At 66.7% G+C, this 18999-nt stretch carries 18 protein-coding genes and 1 riboswitch; of the genes, 8 read left to right on the forward strand and 10 right to left on the reverse strand.

The features are described 5' to 3' along the window. Positions 1–4: 4 nt before the first annotated feature. The 3 genes from ACYCUK_RS10305 to ACYCUK_RS10315 all read right to left on the reverse strand — a co-directional run bounded on the left by ACYCUK_RS10305 (position 5) and on the right by ACYCUK_RS10315 (position 1767). Positions 5–841, reverse strand: a complete 837-nt coding sequence (locus ACYCUK_RS10305) for a sulfite exporter TauE/SafE family protein (RefSeq protein WP_461594679.1) — start codon at positions 839–841, stop codon at positions 5–7. Positions 842–1136: 295 nt separating this feature from the next. Continuing rightward, on the reverse strand, positions 1137–1469 hold the full coding sequence (locus tag ACYCUK_RS10310; RefSeq protein ID WP_461594680.1) for a cell division protein ZapA: 333 nt from the start codon (positions 1467–1469) through the stop codon (positions 1137–1139). Between the two features lie 46 nt (positions 1470–1515). Further along, entirely contained in the window at positions 1516–1767 is a 252-nt protein-coding gene (locus ACYCUK_RS10315) for a cell division protein ZapB (RefSeq protein WP_461594681.1), read from the reverse strand. Positions 1768–1833: 66 nt separating this feature from the next. Further along, a riboswitch (cobalamin riboswitch) is annotated at positions 1834–2070 on the forward strand. A gap of 152 nt (positions 2071–2222) precedes the next feature. On the opposite strand from ACYCUK_RS10315, the gene ACYCUK_RS10320 reads away from it, so the two are divergent. The 3 genes from ACYCUK_RS10320 to ACYCUK_RS10330 are packed head-to-tail and all read left to right on the forward strand — an operon-like array spanning position 2223 to position 5970. Next, entirely contained in the window at positions 2223–4214 is a 1992-nt protein-coding gene (locus ACYCUK_RS10320; RefSeq protein ID WP_461594682.1) for a TonB-dependent receptor domain-containing protein, read from the forward strand. A gap of 38 nt (positions 4215–4252) precedes the next feature. After that, on the forward strand, positions 4253–5233 hold the full coding sequence (locus tag ACYCUK_RS10325; RefSeq protein ID WP_461594683.1) for a FecCD family ABC transporter permease: 981 nt from the start codon (positions 4253–4255) through the stop codon (positions 5231–5233). Next, complete coding sequence (locus tag ACYCUK_RS10330; protein ID WP_461594684.1) at positions 5230–5970, forward strand: ABC transporter ATP-binding protein; 741 nt, start codon at positions 5230–5232, stop codon at positions 5968–5970. The genes ACYCUK_RS10325 and ACYCUK_RS10330 overlap by 4 nt, the downstream gene beginning before the upstream one ends. Before the next feature lie 10 nt (positions 5971–5980). Here ACYCUK_RS10330 and ACYCUK_RS10335 read toward each other — a convergent pair whose 3' ends face one another. From ACYCUK_RS10335 to ACYCUK_RS10355, 5 genes are all read right to left on the reverse strand, one after another. Then, positions 5981–6943 carry a cobalamin-binding protein gene (locus ACYCUK_RS10335; RefSeq protein WP_461594685.1) on the reverse strand — a complete coding sequence of 321 codons (963 nt, stop codon included), beginning with the start codon at positions 6941–6943 and terminating at the stop codon, positions 5981–5983. Beyond that, on the reverse strand, positions 6940–7584 hold the full coding sequence (gene nth / locus ACYCUK_RS10340; RefSeq protein WP_461594686.1) for an endonuclease III: 645 nt from the start codon (positions 7582–7584) through the stop codon (positions 6940–6942). The genes ACYCUK_RS10335 and nth overlap by 4 nt, the downstream gene beginning before the upstream one ends. Before the next feature lie 78 nt (positions 7585–7662). Then, positions 7663–8370 (reverse strand): electron transport complex subunit RsxB, encoded by a 708-nt coding sequence (gene rsxB / locus ACYCUK_RS10345; protein WP_461594687.1) that lies wholly within the window; start codon positions 8368–8370, stop codon positions 7663–7665. Between the two features lie 69 nt (positions 8371–8439). Then, positions 8440–9717 (reverse strand): polyhydroxyalkanoate depolymerase, encoded by a 1278-nt coding sequence (locus ACYCUK_RS10350; protein WP_461594688.1) that lies wholly within the window; start codon positions 9715–9717, stop codon positions 8440–8442. A gap of 169 nt (positions 9718–9886) precedes the next feature. Further along, positions 9887–11110 carry an amino acid aminotransferase gene (locus ACYCUK_RS10355; protein ID WP_461594689.1) on the reverse strand — a complete coding sequence of 408 codons (1224 nt, stop codon included), beginning with the start codon at positions 11108–11110 and terminating at the stop codon, positions 9887–9889. A 182-nt stretch (positions 11111–11292) separates the two neighbouring features. Between ACYCUK_RS10355 and uvrB the strand changes: the two genes are divergently transcribed. Genes uvrB through ACYCUK_RS10370 form a run of 3 tightly spaced genes read left to right on the forward strand, consistent with a single transcriptional unit; the run spans position 11293 to position 14610 of the window. Further along, positions 11293–13386, forward strand: a complete 2094-nt coding sequence (gene uvrB, locus ACYCUK_RS10360; RefSeq protein ID WP_461594690.1) for an excinuclease ABC subunit UvrB — start codon at positions 11293–11295, stop codon at positions 13384–13386. A 52-nt stretch (positions 13387–13438) separates the two neighbouring features. Then, complete coding sequence (locus ACYCUK_RS10365; protein ID WP_461594691.1) at positions 13439–14071, forward strand: PQQ-dependent sugar dehydrogenase; 633 nt, start codon at positions 13439–13441, stop codon at positions 14069–14071. 47 nt (positions 14072–14118) lie between these two features. After that, positions 14119–14610, forward strand: coding sequence for a low molecular weight protein-tyrosine-phosphatase (locus tag ACYCUK_RS10370; RefSeq protein WP_461594692.1), 492 nt, complete (start codon positions 14119–14121; stop codon positions 14608–14610). Positions 14611–14650: 40 nt separating this feature from the next. Here ACYCUK_RS10370 and ACYCUK_RS10375 read toward each other — a convergent pair whose 3' ends face one another. After that, a complete protein-coding gene (locus ACYCUK_RS10375; RefSeq protein WP_461594693.1) occupies positions 14651–15874 on the reverse strand; it encodes a GNAT family N-acetyltransferase in 1224 nt (407 codons plus the stop codon). Between ACYCUK_RS10375 and ACYCUK_RS10380 the strand changes: the two genes are divergently transcribed. Together ACYCUK_RS10380 and ACYCUK_RS10385 are read left to right on the forward strand one after the other, a co-directional pair. After that, positions 15873–17585 carry an NAD+ synthase gene (locus tag ACYCUK_RS10380; protein WP_461594694.1) on the forward strand — a complete coding sequence of 571 codons (1713 nt, stop codon included), beginning with the start codon at positions 15873–15875 and terminating at the stop codon, positions 17583–17585. The two genes, ACYCUK_RS10375 and ACYCUK_RS10380, sit on opposite strands and share 2 nt — an antisense overlap. Positions 17586–17647: 62 nt before the next feature. Continuing rightward, complete coding sequence (locus ACYCUK_RS10385) at positions 17648–17986, forward strand: P-II family nitrogen regulator (protein WP_112487074.1); 339 nt, start codon at positions 17648–17650, stop codon at positions 17984–17986. A 45-nt stretch (positions 17987–18031) separates the two neighbouring features. Here ACYCUK_RS10385 and ACYCUK_RS10390 read toward each other — a convergent pair whose 3' ends face one another. Continuing rightward, positions 18032–18616, reverse strand: a complete 585-nt coding sequence (locus ACYCUK_RS10390; RefSeq protein ID WP_461594695.1) for an LOG family protein — start codon at positions 18614–18616, stop codon at positions 18032–18034. Positions 18617–18999 lie beyond the last annotated feature (383 nt).

The raw sequence follows: 18999 nt of genomic DNA on the forward strand, positions 1-18999 counted from the left end.
CGGCTCAGGTTTGCATCCAGCCCATCGCATGCACGCCCTTCCAGAGCATATAGCTGGCCAGGCTCAACAGCAGCAAGGCGAACACCCGTTTGAGCGACTGCACATGGATGCGATGCGCCACCGTTGCTCCCACGGGGGCCATCAGTACGCTCGTGGCCGCGCAGGCAAACAAGGCAGGAAGGTAGATATACCCCAGCGAGTCGGGGGGCAGGCCATCGGCATGAAGCCCGGCCACGACATATCCGGCAAGGCCGCCTGCGGCAATGGGAAAACCCATGGCCGCGCTGGTGGCCACGGCGTTGCGCAGGCCCACGCCCCGCCAGCTCAGGAACGGCACGGTCAGGAATCCGCCCCCGGCGCCCAACAGCGATGAAATGAATCCGATCAGGCTCCCGGTTCCGATGAGCGCGGGCCTGAGCGGCAAGGATTCAGCTGTGCCGACCGCCTGTTTTTGGCCCGCGACCATCAACATCCGCAATGCCGAAAGACCGACGAAGAACGCGAAGAACATGGCGAGCCAGCCTGACTTGAGCAGGCCGGCGACTTGGGCGCCGGCGAAGGTGCCGAGCACCGCGCCCAGGCCCATCCAGCCCGCGATTTCCCAGCGCACGGCGCCACGCTTGTGATGCGCGCGCACGCTCGATACCGAGGTGAACAGGATGGTGGTCAGCGACGTGGCAATGGCCATGCGCACGATCAGGTCGGCGCCGAAGTGTTCGCGCGTGAACATGAAGGTGAGAAAGGGCACCAGCAGCATGCCGCCGCCAATGCCGAGCAGACCAGCCATGAAGCCCGTGAACGAGCCCAGCACCATGAGTTCAAGCAGAAATTGCCAGGCCATTGCACATCAGAAGGTTGAGGTCGTCATGCACCGGGTCGCCGAAGCGGGGCGACGTTGTGCGCAGAAGAGGTGTCTGCCCGAACCGCGCCGACCATTGATCCCTGAACCCAGTTGGAACAGGTGGGCAAGGTCACCACACTTCGGGAGCGTCTGCGCGAGACACTGCGCGCCCATGTGAAATATTCCAAGCCCGAGGCAAAGCGCATCGGTTCAAGAAATGCCTGATCGGGGCGGCCAGGCAGACGCTTTGGATTGTAGGTGGCCGCAGCCCCGGTTGCTGCCTGGGGTCAAGCCGTCAGAGCAATTGCCCGTCGGTTTCCAGCGCGGTGTCGAGCTGGTGGTTGATCCGCGCAATCCTGGCCGCCAGCGTAGGCAGTTCGAGCGGGAGCGGGGTTGCGGCTTCACTGTTGGCCCCGGGCCTGGAGGCCAGCAGCTTGGCATGGGCCAGGTTGAGCGCCGCCAGGACGGCGATGCGCTCGCGGGCGCGTATCTTGCCCAGCTCGCGGATGCTGCACATCTCGCGGTCGACTTCGGCGACGGCGAGCCGGAGTGCGTCCTCCTCGCCCTGCGGGCAGGCCAGCACATAGCTCTGGCCCATGATGCTCACTTCCAGGGTGGCGCTGCTCATGGATGCATCTCGCGGAATGGGGTGATGAAGGCGGGCGCGGCAGCGCTCAGGCCGAGGGGTCGGTCGCAGGCGCGCCCGCCGGGGGGTCCAGCCGGGCCAGCAGATGGTCGACGCGCGCACGCGCTTCATGCAGCCGAGCCCGCAAGGAATCGCGCTCGGCCTCGAGTTGGCGAATGCGTTCGTCCAGCAAGGCATTGGTGCGTTTGAGCTCGGCGTGGCGCAGCACCAAGCGGTCGGCCTTGTCGCTCAAGGCATCCAGCAAGGCAGGCAACTCGGTCGGCGTCGTTGGGGGGTTCATGCGGCGGATTCTAGTGCCAGGATTCGCCTCCTCGAACGGCATGAACCAGGGTCTCCCCCGACCTTCCCCTACCATGATGCTGTTGGTGCTTGCGCGGCCATTCGTGGTCGCGCGGTTAAACGGGAAACAGGGCGATGCCGGCTTCGCACGCATCCAGCCTGTGCTGCCCCCGCAACGGTACGTGGACGCAGGCGCGAGCCTGCCGTCCCGATGCAACAAGCCACTGGTCGCCAGCAAAGACACTGGGAAGGCGCATCGGGAAAGTCCACCAGCCCGGATACCGGCCAACAGGCGAAAACCGCAGCGCTGCCCGGGGTGAGGCAGGCTGGGTGCCAGGGCCTTGCGCGTCGCGCAGGTCCACGGCCTGCGTGGCTTCATGTCGGGGCGATGCGGTTTTCGATTTCGGTCAGCCGTGCGGGGGAGCGCGGCAGCCGCTATCCATCGACTGAAGTCCCATGAAAAACCATCGTTCCACGAAGCAGCGCCACGATTTGCGCCTGCCCGCCTCGCCCTTCGCCTCGTGCTTTGCCGCATCTCCCGGCACGGCCTGCGCAGTCCCTCGCGCGCCGGCGTTGCGGCCGCCCGTCATGCCCATGCTTGGCGCACTCGCCCTGGCGCTCCTGACGGGCCACGCCGCACACGCCCAAACGGCAGCCGCGGCCACGGCGCTGCCGCCCGTGGTGGTGTCGGCCAGCGGCTATCCACAGTCCTTGTCCAGCGCGCTGCCCAGCGTGAGCGTGATCACGCGCGAGCAGATCGAGGAGTCGGGCGCGCAGAACCTCACCACTTTGCTGCAGCAGGCGGCGGGTGTGCAGGTCACGTCCAATGGCGGGCCGGGACAGAGCGGCAATGTGTTCGTGCGCGGCTTTGGCGGTACCGACGTGCTGGTGCTGCTCGATGGCGTGCCGATCAACGCGCAGGACACCACCGGGACGGCCTATCTGAACAACGTCACGACCGACCAGATCCAGCGCATCGAAATCATCCGCGGCAACGTCTCCGCCATCTACGGCTCGGGGGCGATTGGCGGCGTGGTGCTCATCACCACGCGCAAGGGCGGGAAGACGCCGCAGGCCTCGGTTTCGGTCACGGCCGGTAGCCGCAACACCGCAACCGTCTCGGCCAATGCCAGCGGGGAGGTGGGAAAGACGCAGTTGCAAGCAGGAATCAGCCGCTACACCACGCAGGGCATTTCGTCGATCAATCCGGAGCAGCAGAGCCATGTCAACCCCAATGCGAACGGCTATCGCAACACCACGATCAACGGCTCGATCGTGCAGGAGCTGACGCCGGGGCAATCGCTGGGGCTGCGCGCGTTTCGCAGCGAAGGCCGGGCAAGTTACGACAGCTATGGCGCCTACGCCAGCCCGACGGATACCAACCTGAGCAGCACCACGCAGTCTTTGTATCAACTGTTCAGCGACAACCAATTGGCGACGAACTGGACCTCGCACCTCAGTCTGTCGCAACAAGCCACTGCGAATACGGTGGACAACTTCAGCGCTTATCCGTACGACATCAACTACCGCACCCGTACCCAGCAACTGCTTTGGCGCAATGTGGTCCAACTCGACAGCGCCTGGACAGCCACAGCCGGGCTGGATCTGCAGCGCCAGTCCATCACGTCGCTGACCGGCTCCATCAACGCCACCAGCCGCAATGCCAACGCGGTGTTCGTCGGCTTGAATGGCGCGTTCAGCGGCAATCAAATCCAGTTGAACCTGCGCCACGACAGCATCGACGGCTACTCGGGGCAGAACACGGGTTATTTGGGTTATGGGCGTGAGCTGGGCGGTGGCTACAAGGCGATTGCCAGCTACTCCACCGCGTTCAATGCCGCCCCGCTGGGCTACCTGTACGCACCGTATTACGGCAACCCCGCGCTGCGGCCGGAGAAAGCCCATTCCGCCGAAGCCGGGCTGCAGTGGTCGCGGGGGCCGAACGTGCTGCGCGCCACGCTGTTCCAGACTCAGGCGACCGATCAGTGGATCTACGACTACAACACCAGCACTTTCCAGAACATCGCCAGCAGCCGTACCCGCGGCCTCGAACTGACGGGTCGCGGTGCCTGGCATGGCTGGGCCTATGACGCCAACCTGACCCTGCAGCAGCCGGTGAACACCAGTTTGCCGGGCGATCCCACATTGCAGCGAAGGGCGCGCAGCCTGGCCAATGTCAGCGTGAATCACGCCATCGGCAATGTGCTGTATGGCGCAACCCTGCATTACAGTGGCCCGCGCTGGGACAACGATGCCAACGGCAATCCGACCACCCTCGGCGCCTACACCACCGTCGACCTCACCGCCAGCGGCCCGATCACGCCGCAGTGGAGCTGGAATGCGCGGGTGCAGAATCTGTTCGACAAGAAATATCAGACGGCCTACAGCTACAACCGTGAACCCTTCGGCGTGTTTCTGGGTCTGACCTGGCGACCGCTGGGTTCCTGACCCACGCGGTACGCCGTCCTGCTCACGCCGCTCTCCCCATGTCCGCTCCCACCATCGACCAAGCCCCGGAACTGACCGGCCACCGCATCGAGCCGCACAGCGGCCGCTTGCTGGCCGTGACGGCCGGTGTTCTGGCGCTGGCGGTGCTGCTGGGCGTGAGCGTGGGCGCGGGCGGCTGGAACTGGCCGATCATCGCGCAGTTGCGCATTCCGCGTGTGCTGGCCGGTGCCGGGGCTGGCGCCTTGCTGGCGCTGGCCGGGCTGGCCATGCAACTGGTGCTGCGCAACCCCCTGGCCGACCCCTATGTGCTCGGCGCTTCCGCAGGTGCCGGCATGGGGGCCATTGCCATGCTGGTGGTTTTCGGCAGACAGCTCTGGCTGGGCAGCGTCGGCGGGGCGCTGGCGGCGCTGGGGCTGTTGCTGCTGCTCGGCCGCCGCGCCATGGCCAGCCCGGATGACGAGGCGCCGGCCCAGCTCATTCTGATCGGCGCCATGCTCTCGGCGGTGTTCGCCGCCGGCTCCACCTTGCTGCTGGCGCTGGTGCCGGAGCAGAGTTTGCGCGGCGCGGTGTTCTGGCTGGTGGGGGATTTGTCGGGTGCGCGCTTCGGTCGCTGGCTATGCCTGGTGGCCATCGTGCTGGCTGCGATTCTGGCGGGATGGGGCCGTGCGTTCGACCGGCTGGCGCTGGGCAGCGAGCATGCCTGGCTGCTCGGCGAGCCGGTGCATCGCCTGCGTCTCGGGCTGGTGCTGCTGGCCGCCGTGGCCACGGGCGCCGCGGTGGCCGAAGCCGGCGCGGTGGGCTTCGTCGGCCTGGTCGTGCCGCACCTCTTGCGCATGTTCGGCGTGGTGCGCATGCGCCAGCAATGCTGGGCCGTGCCCTTGGTGGGCGCGGCGCTGGTGGTGGCGGCCGATTCCCTGGCGCGGGGCGTGGCCATGCCTTACGAACTGCCGGTCGGCGCCATCACCGCCTTGATCGGTGCGCCGGTGTTCATTCTGCTGTTGATCCGGCAGCCGCGATGAATCCGTCCACCGCGCTGCTTGCCGCCGACCGGCTGGATGTGCGCATCGGCCCGCGCCTGTTGCTGCGCCAGTTGTGCATGCAGGTGCGGCGGGGTGAGCGCTGGGCGGTGCTCGGGCGCAACGGCGCGGGCAAGTCCACCCTGCTGCGGCAATTGGCCGGCCTGGGCGAGGGGCCGGCTCCGGTGCTGCTGGGCGGCACGGCCCTGTCGGCGTTGTCGCCGCGCGCGCTGGCGCAACAGCGGGCGTTTCTGCCCAGCCAGCCGCGCGACCGCTTCGGCATCGCCGTGCTGCATGCCGTGACCCTGGCGCAGCACAGCGTTGACGACGCCGCGGCGATGGACTGCCTGCGCCGGGTGGATGCAGCGCATCTCGCCCATCGGCATGTGCTGCAACTCTCGGCCGGCGAACGCCAGCGCGTCGCCCTGGCCCAGGTCTTGGCACAGCGCACGCCGCTGCTGCTGCTGGACGAGCCCGTCTCGTTCCAGGACCCGGCGCATCAGGGCCTGGTGGCGCGCTTGCTGCGCGGGTTGCCGCAACAGGGCATCGTGTTCGCTGCGCATGATGTGAACTGGGTGGCGCATGTGGCCACCCATGTGCTGGGTCTGGTGCCCGGTGGGCAGTGGATCGCCGGCCCCGTCGGCCAGGCCCTGCAGGCGCATCCCCTGCAGCGGCTTTACGGCTGCGACTGGCAGCGCGTGCCGCGCCAGGATGGCCCGGACTTGTGGCTGCCGGTTTGAAGAGTCGGACTCATCGCCCACCGTCGATGCTGCGGGTGCGGGCGATGGCGGCGCAGAGTTGCGCCACGCCGTCCAGCACCTGCGCGCCCATGCGCGGCAACTGGTGCGGGTTGAGCAGCACGAGCTGGCGGTGGCGCACGGCGCTGACCTCGGAGTCGCGGGTCCAGGCGTCGAGCGCGTCCGCATTGGAGCTGGCGGCGACGATGAGTTGCGGGTCCGCGGCGATCACCGCTTCGCGGCTGATGCTCGGCGCCAGCAGCGGCAACGCGGCGAAGGGGTTGACGCCACCGCACAAGTCAATCGCCTGGTTGATGAGTTGCGGCCCGCCCACGGTCATCAGCGGGTCGCTCCAGACCTGGTAGAACACCCGCACCGGCGCCTGCCGGGCGTAGCGTGCGCGCAAGGCCGCCATGCGGGCGTCGAAGGCGCGCACCCAGGGCCTGGCCACGGCATCGGTGCCGGCCAGCTCACCAATGCGCCGCACCGTGTTGGCGATGGCTTGCAAGCTGTCGGTCTGGCTCCAGTACACCGGAATGCCGAGGCGCTGCAGGGTGTCGATTTGGCGCGGCGGCGTGCCTGATTTCCAGGCCAGGATGAGATCGGGCTTCAGGCTGGCGATGGCTTCCAGATTGAGCGCGAAGGCATCACCCACGCGCGGCAGCTTGCGCGCGGCGGGTGGTGCGTCGGCATGTTGCACGGTGGCAATGAGCTTGCTGCCCGCTCCGGCGGCATAGCTCAATTCCACCAACTGCGGCGACAGCGCGACGATGCGCTGTGCCGGATGCACCAGCAGCACCAACTTGCCGGTATCGTCGCGCACGCTGATGCTGGCTTGGGCGATGGGCAGCAGGCCGGCGAACAGGGCGGCGAGCAGCAGGGCGCCGAGCTGGCTCCGTGTGGCGGTGCCAGCTCGGCGCAGTGGGCGTGGTACCCGGCTTTGGCCAGGCCTGGCCGCTTGTGGCATGCCGCTCATGCCGAGGGCACCGGCGTTTTGGGTTGGTGCGCGCACAGATCGGCCAGATCGCAGCGCCAGCATTCAGGCTTGCGCGCCTTGCAGACATAGCGCCCATGAAGGATGAGCCAGTGGTGGGCGTCGTGCAGGTAGGCGGCGGGCACGACCTTCATCAGCTTGGTTTCCACCTCCAGCGGCGTCTTGCCGCGCGCCAGGCCGAGGCGGTTGGCGACGCGGAAGATATGCGTGTCCACCGCCAGCGTGGCTTGGCCGAAGGCGATGTTCAGCACCACGTTGGCCGTTTTGCGACCCACTCCCGGCAAAGCCTCCAGGGCTTCGCGCTGGCTCGGCACCTGGCCGCCGTGCAGTTCCACCAGCATGCGGCTGAGCGCAGCCACATTCTTCGCCTTGGTGCGATACAGGCCGATGGTGCGGATGTAGGGCGCGATGCCGTCTTCCCCCAAGGCGGCCATCGCTTGCGGCGTGGGCGCGGCGGCGAACAGGGCGGGCGTGGCCTTGTTGACGCTGACGTCCGTGGCCTGGGCCGACAGCGCCACGGCCACCAGCAACTCGAAGGGGTTGCGGTACTGCAGCTCGCTGCGCGGCTGCGGATTGGCGGCCTGCAGGCGTGCGAACAGGCTTTGAATGGCGGCTTTTTGCATGGTTGAATTGTCGCCTTGAATGGAGGGCCGGGGCTGCGCTGCAGTGAAGCGGCCGACGCCTGGTCTTGCCTTGCCGGCTCAGGCTTTGCGCTGGGCCTGGCGCTGGCGCGCGCGCTCCAGTGCGGCCGCAATCAGGTCTTTCTTGGGCGCTGAAGCCGAGGTCGTTTCGTGTGGCGGTGAATCGGCAGGCTGCATGGGGCCAGTAGCCTTTGCAGGCAAGCCCTGTGTTGCATAGCCCGTTGTTGGCAAGCCATCCGGGCGATTGTGGCTGCGCCGCTCGAGCCGTTTGCGGTGCGCCGCGTAGCGCTGCCGGGCCTGCTGCGCCAGGGGAGCGCTCCAGGCGTTCCAGCCGGTCCGGGTTGCCGGCATGGGGTCGCTGATGGGCTGCATGTGGATGCAGTCCATCGGACAGGGAGGCAGGCAGAGTTCGCAACCGGTGCAGCCGTCCGCCAGAACGCCGTGCATGCGCTTGGGCGCACCGGCGATGACGTCCACCGGGCAGGCGTCGATGCACAGCGTGCAGCCGATGCACCAGGCCTCGTCGACCACCGCAATGCGGCGCGGGCCTTCGACGCCATGTGCGGGATTGAGCGGCACGGGCGGTCGGCCGGTGATGGCGGCCAGCCGCACAACACCTTCGGCGCCCCCCGGCGGGCATTGGTTGATGCCGGCCAGACCCGTCGCCACGGCCTCGGCATAGGCGCGGCAATCGGCATAGCCGCAGCGGGTGCACTGCGTTTGCGGCAGGGCCGCGTCGATGCGGTCGGCCAGGCTTGGGGCACTCATGCGAGTTGTTCGTCCGCGGTCCTTTGCACCTTGCGGGCCGGTTCGCGCCGATCGATGCGCGCCGATTGTTCAGGCGGTGCGGCGGCGGGGCGCTTTTTGCACCGCGCCTTCGCGGTGGGCGGCGATGAAGTCGCGCACGCGGGGGTAGGTGATGTCGCGCCAGCGGCGGCCGGCGAAAATGCCGTAGTGGCCGGCACCGGGCACGGTGAAGTGGGTGCTGTCGGCCTCTGGAACGCCGGTGCAGAGTTGATGCGCGGCTTCGGTCTGGCCGGCGCCGGAGATGTCGTCGAGCTCGCCTTCGATAGTCATCAGCGCGGTGTTGCGAATGTCTTGCGGCCGCACCGGTTTGCCATGCACGGTCCACGTGCCATGGACCAGGGCGAAGTCCTGGAACACGATGCGGATGGTGTCGAGGTAGTACTCGGCCGGCAGGTCGAGCACGGCGTTGTATTCGTCGTAGAAGCTGCGGTGGGCTTCGGCGTCATCGGTGTCGCCGCGCACCAGGTCGAGGAAAAAGTCGTAGTGCGAGTTGAAGTGCCGGTCCGGGTTCATCGCGACGAAGCCGGTGTGCTGCAAAAAGCCGGGATAGACGCGGCGGCCGGCGCCGGGGTAGTTCACCGGCACACGGTAAATGACGTTGGTTTCGAACCATTCGTAGCTCTTGTTCATCGCCAGATTGTTCACCGCCGTGGGCGATTTGCGTGCGTCGATCGGCCCGCCCATCATCACCATGCTGCGCGGCGTGGCTTCCCCGGCCGAGGCCATCAGCGAGATCGCGGCCAACACCGGCACGGTGGGCTGGCACACCGACATGACGTGCACGTCGGGGCCGATGTGGCGGATGAATTCCTGCACGTACGCGATGTAATCGTCGAGCGAGAACCCGCCTTGCTCGGTGGGCACCATGCGCGCGTCAACCCAGTCGGTGATGAAGACCTTGTGGTCCTGCAGCATGGTGCGCACGGTGTCGCGCAGCAGGGTGGCGTGATGGCCGGAGAGTGGCGCCACGATCAGCACGGTCGGCGCGTTTTTCAGCCGCTCGAGCATCTTCGGGTCGTCGGTGAAACGCTTGAAGCGCAGCAAGCGACAGAAGGGCTTGTCCAGCGCCACTTGTTCCTGGATGGCGATTTCGCGCCCATCCACCTTCAGCGAGGTGATGCCGAACGCGGGTTTTTCGTAGCTCTTGAGCAGGCGGTGCATCAGCTCGTAGCTGGCCGACAGGCGCTGGGCGCCGGGCGTCTGCGACAAGGGCCACAAGGGATTGGTGTAGAACTTGGACGCAGCCTCGGCAAACTCGGCCAGTGGGCTGAGCATGGCGCGCTGCGATTCATACCAGTCATAAACCATTTTGACTCCTTGTGCAATGCAGCAATTTTACGACCGGGCTAGCCATCTGCCTGCACGCACCCAGGATCCCGCCCCCTTGGCAGGGTCGGGAATTCGGGGCGGAAGCAGGGCGGGCATAGGGCCCGGGCATCGCGGCGGGAATGGCGAAAATAGCGAAAGTACCCAACACTCAGGTCATGCTGTTTTCGGACTGCATGGCCGCTGCCATGGCTTTGGCGACGTAATCGATGTTGCGGGTGTTGAGCGCGGCCACGCAGATGCGACCGGTGCTGACGCCGTAGATGCCGTGCTGCGTGCGCAGCGCTTCCATCTGCTTGGCGCTCAGGCCGGAGTAGCTGAACATGCCTTTCTGGCGGGTGATGAAGCTCAAATCGGTGTTGACGCCTTGTGCCTTCAAGCGATCGACCAGGGCGACCCGCATGGTGCGAATGCGCTCGCGCATATTGGCCAGTTCCTGCTCCCACTGTGCGCGCAGCGCGGGGGTGGAGAGCACGGTGGCCACGACCTGGGCGCCATGGGTGGGCGGGTTGGAATAGTTGGTGCGGATGACGCGCTTGAGTTGGGACAGCACGCGGGCGGCTTCATCCTTGCTGGTGCAGACCACGCTGAGCGCGCCGACCCGCTCGCCGTAGAGCGAGAAGCTCTTGGAGAACGAGGTGGAGACGAAGAAGTCCAGGCCGCTGGCGACGAATTGCTGGATCACGGCGCCGTCTTCCTTCAGGCCGAAGCCGAAGCCCTGGTAGGCCATGTCGAGGAAGGGAACCAGGCCGCGCGCCTTGAGCGCGGCGATGACCTGCTCCCATTGCTCCGGCTGCAGGTCGTAGCCGGTGGGGTTGTGGCAACAGGCGTGCAGCACGATCACGGTGCCGGCGGCCGCCCGATTCAACGCGGCCAGCATGGCGTCGAAGGCGATGCCGCGTGCCTTGGCGTCGTAATATGGATAGTTGTCCACGACGAAGCCGGCGGACTCGAACAGGGCGCGGTGGTTTTCCCAGCTCGGGTCGGAAATCAGCACCTGCGCGGCGGGGTTCAAGCGCTTGAGGAAATCGGCCCCCAGCTTCAGGCCGCCGGTGCCGCCCAGGGCTTGCACCGTGACCACGCGCCCCGCGCCCAGCAGATCACTGCCGGCGCCGAACACCAGGCCTTGCACCGCCTGGTCATAGGCAGCGATGCCGTCGATGGGCAGGTAGCCGCGCGGCTTCGGGCTCTCGGCCAGCAGGTTTTCCGCTTCTTTGACGCAGGCCAGCAGGGGCAGTTTGCCGCTCTCGTCGGTGTAAACGCCCACGCCGAGGTTGACCTTGCTCGGGTTGGGGTCGGCCTGGAATTGCTCGTTCAGGCCGAGGATGGGGTCGCGCGGGGCCATGTCCACGCTGGCAAAAAGCGATGCACTCATGGGTGTTTGTGAGGGGCTCTAGGGATGGAGGGATCGCCGGGCGCAAAATGCTGGGCTTGTGACTGGCCCAGCGCAGGCCGGAAGACTTCTGATTTTAGGCCGCCAGCGGATTTCCGGCCCGCGCCCACCCCACCCATGTCGGGGATGTGCAACGCCGGTCGCTTTTTCCTTCGAAATCCGCCATGCCCAGTCTCGCCATCGTCGAACCATCCGCACAGCCGTCCTTGATGCGCTTTCCGGGCTCACCGTTCCAGCTGCATCAGCCCTACCCGCCAGCAGGCGACCAGCCCGAGGCCATCGCCAAGCTGGTAGAAGGCATCACCGACGGCCTGAGCTTCCAGACCCTGCTGGGCGTGACGGGCTCGGGCAAGACCTTCACCATGGCGAACGTGATTGCCCGCCTGGGACGTCCAGCCATCGTGTTTGCGCCGAACAAAACCCTGGCAGCACAGCTTTACAGCGAATTTCGCGAGTTCTTCCCGAAAAACGCCGTGGAATATTTTGTCAGTTACTACGATTACTACCAGCCCGAGGCCTATGTGCCGCAGCGCGACCTGTTCATCGAGAAGGACAGCGCCATCAACGAGCACATCGAACAGATGCGGCTCTCGGCCACCAAGAGCCTGCTGGAGCGGCGCGATGTGATCATCGTGGCCACCGTCAGCGCCATCTACGGCATCGGCAATCCGGCGGATTACCACGCCATGATCATGACCATGCGCGTGGGCGACAAGCAGGGGCAGCGCGACGTCATCGCCCAGCTCGTGCGCATGCAGTACACCCGCAACGACGTGGAGTTCACCCGTGGCTCCTTTCGTGTGCGCGGCGACCAGATCGACATTTTCCCGGCCGAGCATGCCGAGCTGGCCATACGCGTGGAGCTGTTCGACGACGAGATCGAGGCGCTCACCCTGTTCGACCCGCTCACCGGGGCCACGCGGCAAAAAATTCCGCGCTTCACCGTCTACCCCAGCAGCCATTACGTCACGCCCAAGGAACGGGTGCTGGAGGCGACGGTGACCATCGAGGCCGAATTGAAAGAGCGCCTGGGCGAGTTGCGCCGCGCCGGCAAGCTGGTGGAGGCGCAGCGCCTGGAGCAGCGCACCCGATTCGACCTGGAGATGCTCGCCGAGATCGGCCATTGCAAGGGCATCGAGAACTACACCCGGCATCTGTCGGGCGCCGCTCCTGGCGAGCCGCCGTCCACCCTGGTGGATTACCTGCCGCAGGACGCGCTGATGTTCCTGGACGAAAGCCATGTGCTCATCGGCCAGTTCAACGGCATGTACAACGGCGACCGCGCACGCAAGACCACGCTGGTGGACTACGGTTTTCGCCTGCCCTCGGCGCTGGACAACCGGCCGCTGAAGTTCGCCGAATTCGAGAGCAAGATGCGCCAGGCGACCTTCGTCTCGGCCACCCCCGCGGCCTACGAGCAGGGGCACGCGGGCGCGGTGGTGGAGCAGGTCGTGCGCCCCACCGGCCTGGTGGACCCGGTGGTGGAGGTGCGCCCGGCCACCGCCCAGGTGGACGACCTGCTGGGCGAGATTCGCCTGCGGGTGAATGCGGGCGACCGTGTGCTCGTCACCACGCTGACCAAGCGCATGTCCGAGCAGCTCACCGAGTACTTGGCCGACAACGGCGTGAAGGTGCGCTATCTGCACTCCGACATCGATACCGTGGAGCGCGTGGAGATCCTGCGCGACCTGCGCCTGGGCCTGTTCGACGTGCTGGTGGGCATCAACCTGCTGCGCGAGGGGCTGGACATTCCCGAGGTCTCGCTGGTGGCCATTCTGGATGCCGACAAGGAAGGCTTCCTGCGCTCGGAGCGCTCGCTGATTCAGACCATCGGCCGCGCCGCGCGCAACATCAACGGCAAGGCCATTCTCTACGCCGACGTGGTCACCGACTCCATGCGCCGCGCCATGGGCGAGACCGAGCGCCGCCGCACCAAGCAGGTCGCCCACAACCTGGCCCTGGGCATCACGCCGCGCAGCGTGGTCAAGCAGGTGCGCGATTTGATCGACGGCGTCTACGACCAGTCCGGCAGCACCGCGCGCGCGCAGCAACGCGCCGACCAGGAGCATGCGCGCTTCGAAGCCCTGGACGAGAAGGACCTGGCGCGCGAAATTCGCCAGCTCGAAAAGCGCATGCTGGAACACGCCCGCAACCTCGAATTCGAGCAGGCCGCGCGTGCCCGCGATCAATTGGCCGCCTTGCGCCGCCGTGCGTTTGGCGCTGGCGACGATCACGATCTGGACGCCCAGACCGGCTGAGCCATCCGACCCTTTGCCCATCGTCGCCGAGTTCGCCCAGGAGCCCCCCGCCATGCCGAACCCACTTGCTCCTGTCCTTGTCTCCCGCCGCCGGACCTTGACCTGGCTGGGCGCTGCTGCCGGTTGCAGTGCGCTCGGCGCTGGTGGCGGTGCCGCGGTCATCGCTTGGGGCGATGTGCCGGCGATCTGGAGCCTGGGCCACCGCAATGTGCAGGGCGCCGCCATCCACCCCGGCACGGGCGAACTGTGGACCTGCGAACATGGCCCGCAAGGCGGCGACGAGGTCAATATCGACCGGGCAGGGCGCAACGACGGCTGGCCGCGCATTTCCTACGGCTGCGAATACGGCGCGCCGGTGGGCGGCTGCACGCCGGTGGGCGGGGCCAGCGCCGCGCCCGGCCTGGAGCAGCCGCTGACCACCTGGGTGCCCACCTCCATCGCCCCCAGCGGCATGGCTTTCTACACCGGCAGCATGTTCCCGCAATGGCGCGGCAGCCTGTTCATCGGCGCGCTGGCGGGCAAGGCACTTTGGCGCTTGAGCCTGGACGGCAATCGCGTGGTGGCGCGCGAAGCCTTGTTCAGTGACCTGGGCGGGCGCATCCGCGATGTGCGCCAGGCGCCCGACGGCTCGATTCCGCTGCTGGCCGACCGTCCCAACGGCCGCATCCTGCGCCTGCAGGCCTGATCGACCGACAGCCTCCCGCCATCTCCGACTCGGAACCCCAATCCTTCATGCGCCAATTCAGTGTGCTGTTCTGTTGCATGGGCAATATCTGCCGCTCGCCCACGGCCGAGGGCGTGTTCCGCGTCCAGCTGCACGAAGCCGGTTTGGCGAGCCAAGTGCATGTCGATTCCGCCGGCACCCACGGCTATCACATCGGCGAGCCGCCCGATGCGCGCAGCCAGCGGCATGCGCTCAAACGCGGCTACGACCTGAGCCGCCAGCGTGCCCGCGAGGTTCGCGCTGCCGACTTCGAAGCCTTCGACCTGATCCTGGCGATGGACTTCGACAACCTCGCCCGGCTCGAGCAGGAATGCCCGCCCGAGCGGCGTCGCAAGCTGCGGCTGTTCATGAGTTTTGCGCCGCAAGCCGGCAGTGCCGTGGTGCCCGACCCCTACTACAGCGGCGCCGACGGCTTCGAGGTGGTGCTCGATCTGGTGGAGCAGGCGAGCCGCGGCCTGTTGGCCCATGTGCAGCAGGAGTTGCAGGCGCAGGGGGCCTGAGTCGCCGCAGTCGGGTCAGGCAGCCGGGTCGCGCGCCGCGTCAGTCCCGGGTTTCACCGGCGCTCCAGGGGCTGGGCGCCTCCAGTGCCGCCGCGGGGACCGTCTCCAGTTTGCGAAACGGCGCGTGTTCACGCAGCTCGTCCATATGGTCGTTCATCGCCAGCGTCTCGCGTTGCAGGAAGTTCTCGATCGCCGCGTTGAAGCGCGCATCGGCCAGCCAGTGGGCCGAAGTGCAGGCCACGGGCAAGAGGCCGCGGGCCATCTTGTGCACGCCCTGCGCACCGCCTTCGAAACGGGTGTAACCGTGCTCGATGCAATACTCCAGCGGCTGGTAGTAGCAGGCCTCGAAATGCAGATGGGGCACATGGCGCAGCGCCCCCCAATAGCGCCCGTAGGCATGGCCCAGCGCGGGGTCGAGCAGGATGAGCGAGGCGGCAATCGGCTGGCCGTCCTGCTCGGCGATGAGCAGCAGCACATGCTTGGGCAGGTGCTGCCCGAGCGCGCGGAAAAAGCCCAGGTTCAGATAGGGCGATGAGCCGTGTTCGGCATACGTCTGGTTGTAGCAGCGGGCGAAGAAAGCCCAGTCTTCCACGCTTGCCTGTGCGCCTGAAACCTGGCGAAAGCGCACGCCGGCTTCCATCACCTTGCGGCGTTCCTGGCGCACTTTTTTGCGCTTGCCGTGGTTCATGCTGCCGAGAAAGGCGTCGAAATCCGTCCAAGGCTTGTCGGCGGGTTGTTGCCAATGGAACTGCACGGTCTGCCGCAGCAGCAGGCCGGCCTGCTCGCACAGCGCGCGGTCCTCGGGGGTGAGAAACAGCAGATGCAGCGACGACAGGCCGCTGCGCCGCGCCAGCCCCAGCAAGGCCGCCAGCAGCGCCTTGCGCGCCGCGCGGTCTCGCCCCAGCAGGCGCGCGCCGGTGACCGGGGTGAAGGGCGTGGCCGCCAGCAGCTTGGGGTAGTAGGGCAGGCCGTGGCGCTCATGGGCGTCGGCCCAGGCCCAGTCGAACACGTACTCACCCATGGAATGGCTCTTGGCGTACACCATGCAGGCGGCGGCAAGCCGGCCGGAGGCATCGTGCAGTCGCAGCAACAGCGGCTGCCAGCCGGTGTCCGCCACGGCGCAACCCTGCGTTTCCAGCGCCAGCAGGTAGGCATGGCGCTGGAACACGGTGCTGCCTGGCGTGGCGGCGGCGAGCTCGTCCCACGCGGCTGCCGGCACCTCTGTCATGCTCTGGGCTATCTCAATGCGAAAATCGCTGTCCATGTCCATTCAAATCGCTATCGCGCAGTTCAACGGCACCGTGGGTGACCTGGCCGGCAACTGCAAAGCCATCGAGGCCATGGCCGCCCAGGCCCATGCCCAAGGCGCCCGCCTGGTGCTCACGCCGGAATTGGCGCTGACCGGCTATCCGCCCGAAGATCTGTTGTTGCGGCCAGCCTTCATGCGCGCCGCAGACGATGCATTGCACCAGTTGGCACAAAGCCTGGCGCAGTATCCGGATATGGCCGTGGTGGTGGGCCACCCGCATGTGCCGGGCGAACATGCCGATGTACGCACCGCGTCGACCCAGCAGCCGCTGCGCTGGAACGCCGCTTCGGTGCTGCGCAACGGCCGCATCGAAGCCACTTACGGCAAGCTGGAACTGCCCAACTACCAGGTGTTCGACGAGCGGCGCTACTTCGCTCGCGCCGGCGAAGCCTGTGTGTTCGAACTTGGGGGCGCGCGTTTCGGCATCAATATCTGCGAAGACGCCTGGTTCCCCGAAGCCCCGCGCCGGGCGCGCGCAGCCGGCGCCCAGGTGCTGCTGGTGCTGAACGCTTCGCCGTTTCATCTGGGCAAGAGCGGCGAGCGCGAAGCCATCATGCGCGGCCGTTGCCGCGAAACCGGCATGGCTCTGGTGTTCGCCCACGGCGTCGGCGGGCAGGACGAGTTGGTGTTCGACGGGGGCTCGTTCGTGATGGACGCCTTCGGCGAGGTGCAGGCGCGTGCGCCGCAGTTCGAGCCTTGCGTGCTGACCGCCACACTGGGCGCCGATGCCCAGCCGCTTCAGGGGGAGGTGGCCCCCATTCAGCCGCTGCCGGCGCAGGCTTGGAGTGCGCTGGTGAGCGGCACACGCGACTATGTGAACAAGAACGGCTTCCCCGGCGTGCTCATCGGCCTGTCGGGCGGGGTCGACTCGGCCCTGGTGCTGGCCATTGCGGTGGACGCGCTGGGGCCCGAGCGCGTGCGCACGGTGATGATGCCTTCGCCCTACACCGCCGACATCTCCTGGATCGACGCGCGCGACATGGCACAGGGCCTCGGCGTGCGGTATGACGAACTCTCGATCACCCCCATGTTCGACGCTTTTCGCGCCACGCTGGCGCCGCTGCTGGATGCGCGCGAGGGCGACACCACGGAGGAAAACCTGCAGTCGCGCATCCGTGGCACGCTGCTCATGGCGCTGTCGAACAATTCCGGCTGGATGGTGCTGACCACGGGCAACAAGAGCGAGATGGCCACCGGCTACGCCACGCTCTACGGCGACATGGCGGGCGGTTTCGCCGTGATCAAGGACGTGCGCAAGACCCTGGTGTGGGAGTTGGCCAACTGGCGTAATGCCCAAGCCGTGCGGCAGGGCAAGGCGCCGGTCATTCCCGAGCGCATCATCACCCGAGCGCCCTCGGCCGAACTGCGCCCCGACCAGACCGACCAGGACAGCCTGCCGCCTTACCCGGTGCTCGACGCCATTCTGGAGCGCTCCATGGAGAACGACCAGAGCACCGCGGAGTTGCTGGCGGCGGGTTTGCCGGCCGAGGCCGTGAGCCAGGTGCTGCGCCTCATCAAGCTCAACGAATACAAGCGCCGCCAGGCACCGCCGGGAGTGCGCATCACTCACCGCGCTTTTGGGCGCGACTGGCGCTACCCCATCACCTCCCACTGGCTGGAACCGGTCGATTCCGAGCCGTCCCCAGGCCATCACGGCCATGGATGAATCAGTTAAGCTGAAGCTCTGGATTGCACAAGCACACATCAGGGTCATTGACGAGGACAACCATGAAACAAATTACCGCCATCATCAAACCCTTCAAGCTCGACGAGGTGCGCGAGGCCCTGGCCGAAGTCGGCGTCACCGGCCTGACCGTGACCGAGGTCAAGGGCTTCGGCCGGCAGAAAGGCCATACCGAGCTGTATCGCGGCGCCGAGTACGTGGTCGACTTCCTGCCCAAGGTGAAGATCGAGGTCGTGGTCAAGGGTGGTGAGGTCGAGCCGGCCATCGACGCCATCGTCAAGTCCGCCCGCACCGGCAAGATCGGCGACGGCAAGATCTTCGTCACCAGCGTCGAGCAGGTCATCCGCATTCGCACCAGCGAAACCGGCGAAGCGGCAGTCTGACCACTCGGGCATCCGCGGGCCTGGTCGCCGCAAGGCGTATGGCCGTCAGATCGCTTCGCGCATGCGCCACCAGGGATCATCCTGCACCGGCTGGCTCCCCACCATGCGGTCCAGCAGCCGGCCCGGATCGGTCTCCACCACCAGCGGCGCCAGCACCTCGGTACGGACGAATCCCTGCTCGCGGCTTTGCGCGAGAAAATCCAGCAACGGGTCGTAGTAGCCCTGCACATTGAGCAGGCCGATGGGCTTGTTGTGGTAGCCGAGCTGCCGCCAGGTCCAGACCTCGAAGAGTTCCTCCAGCGTGCCCAGTCCGCCGGGCAGGGCGATGAAGCCATCGGCATAGTCGGCCATCATCTTCTTGCGCTGGTGCATGTTCTCCACGATATGCAACTCACTCAGGCCGGTGTGGCCCACTTCGCGTTGCATCAACAACTCGGTGATCACGCCCACCACGCGGCCGCCACCAGCCAGCGCCGCTTCAGCCGTGGCGTGCATCAGCCCGACACTGCCGCCGCCGTAAATCAGGGTCATGGCGCGGTGGGCAATGGCGCGGCCCATGGCGGTGGCGGCTTCGGTGTAGACCGGATCGGTCCCGGCGCGGGACCCGCAATAAACACAAACGGAATGCATGGAACAAGAACCTTCAGAGCATGCGTGGCAGCAGGATGGACAGCCAGACCACGGCACAAAGCAGCAAGGTTAGCAAGAGGAAATGAAACGTCTTGGAACCCGCATAAACACTGGCTTTTCTAGAATAAGACATGGGTTTTGGGGGAATCCAGGGGGAATCGAGCGATCGTTCGCTCACCCCGCAAGGGGCTGTCATGGCGTACATCGAGAAGCGGAAAAATGGATACAGGGTACAGGTTCGGCGTCGTGGTCTGCCCAGCATATCGCGTACGTTTGACCTGAAGGCCCGATGCCGAGGCTTGGGCGCGCGGAGCGCGAAGCGCAACAAGGCAACATCGCCGTGTTGCGCAACGAGGCGGGCAAAGTCACGATGGCCGAACTCA

Source organism: Thiomonas sp. (genome assembly GCF_054608695.1).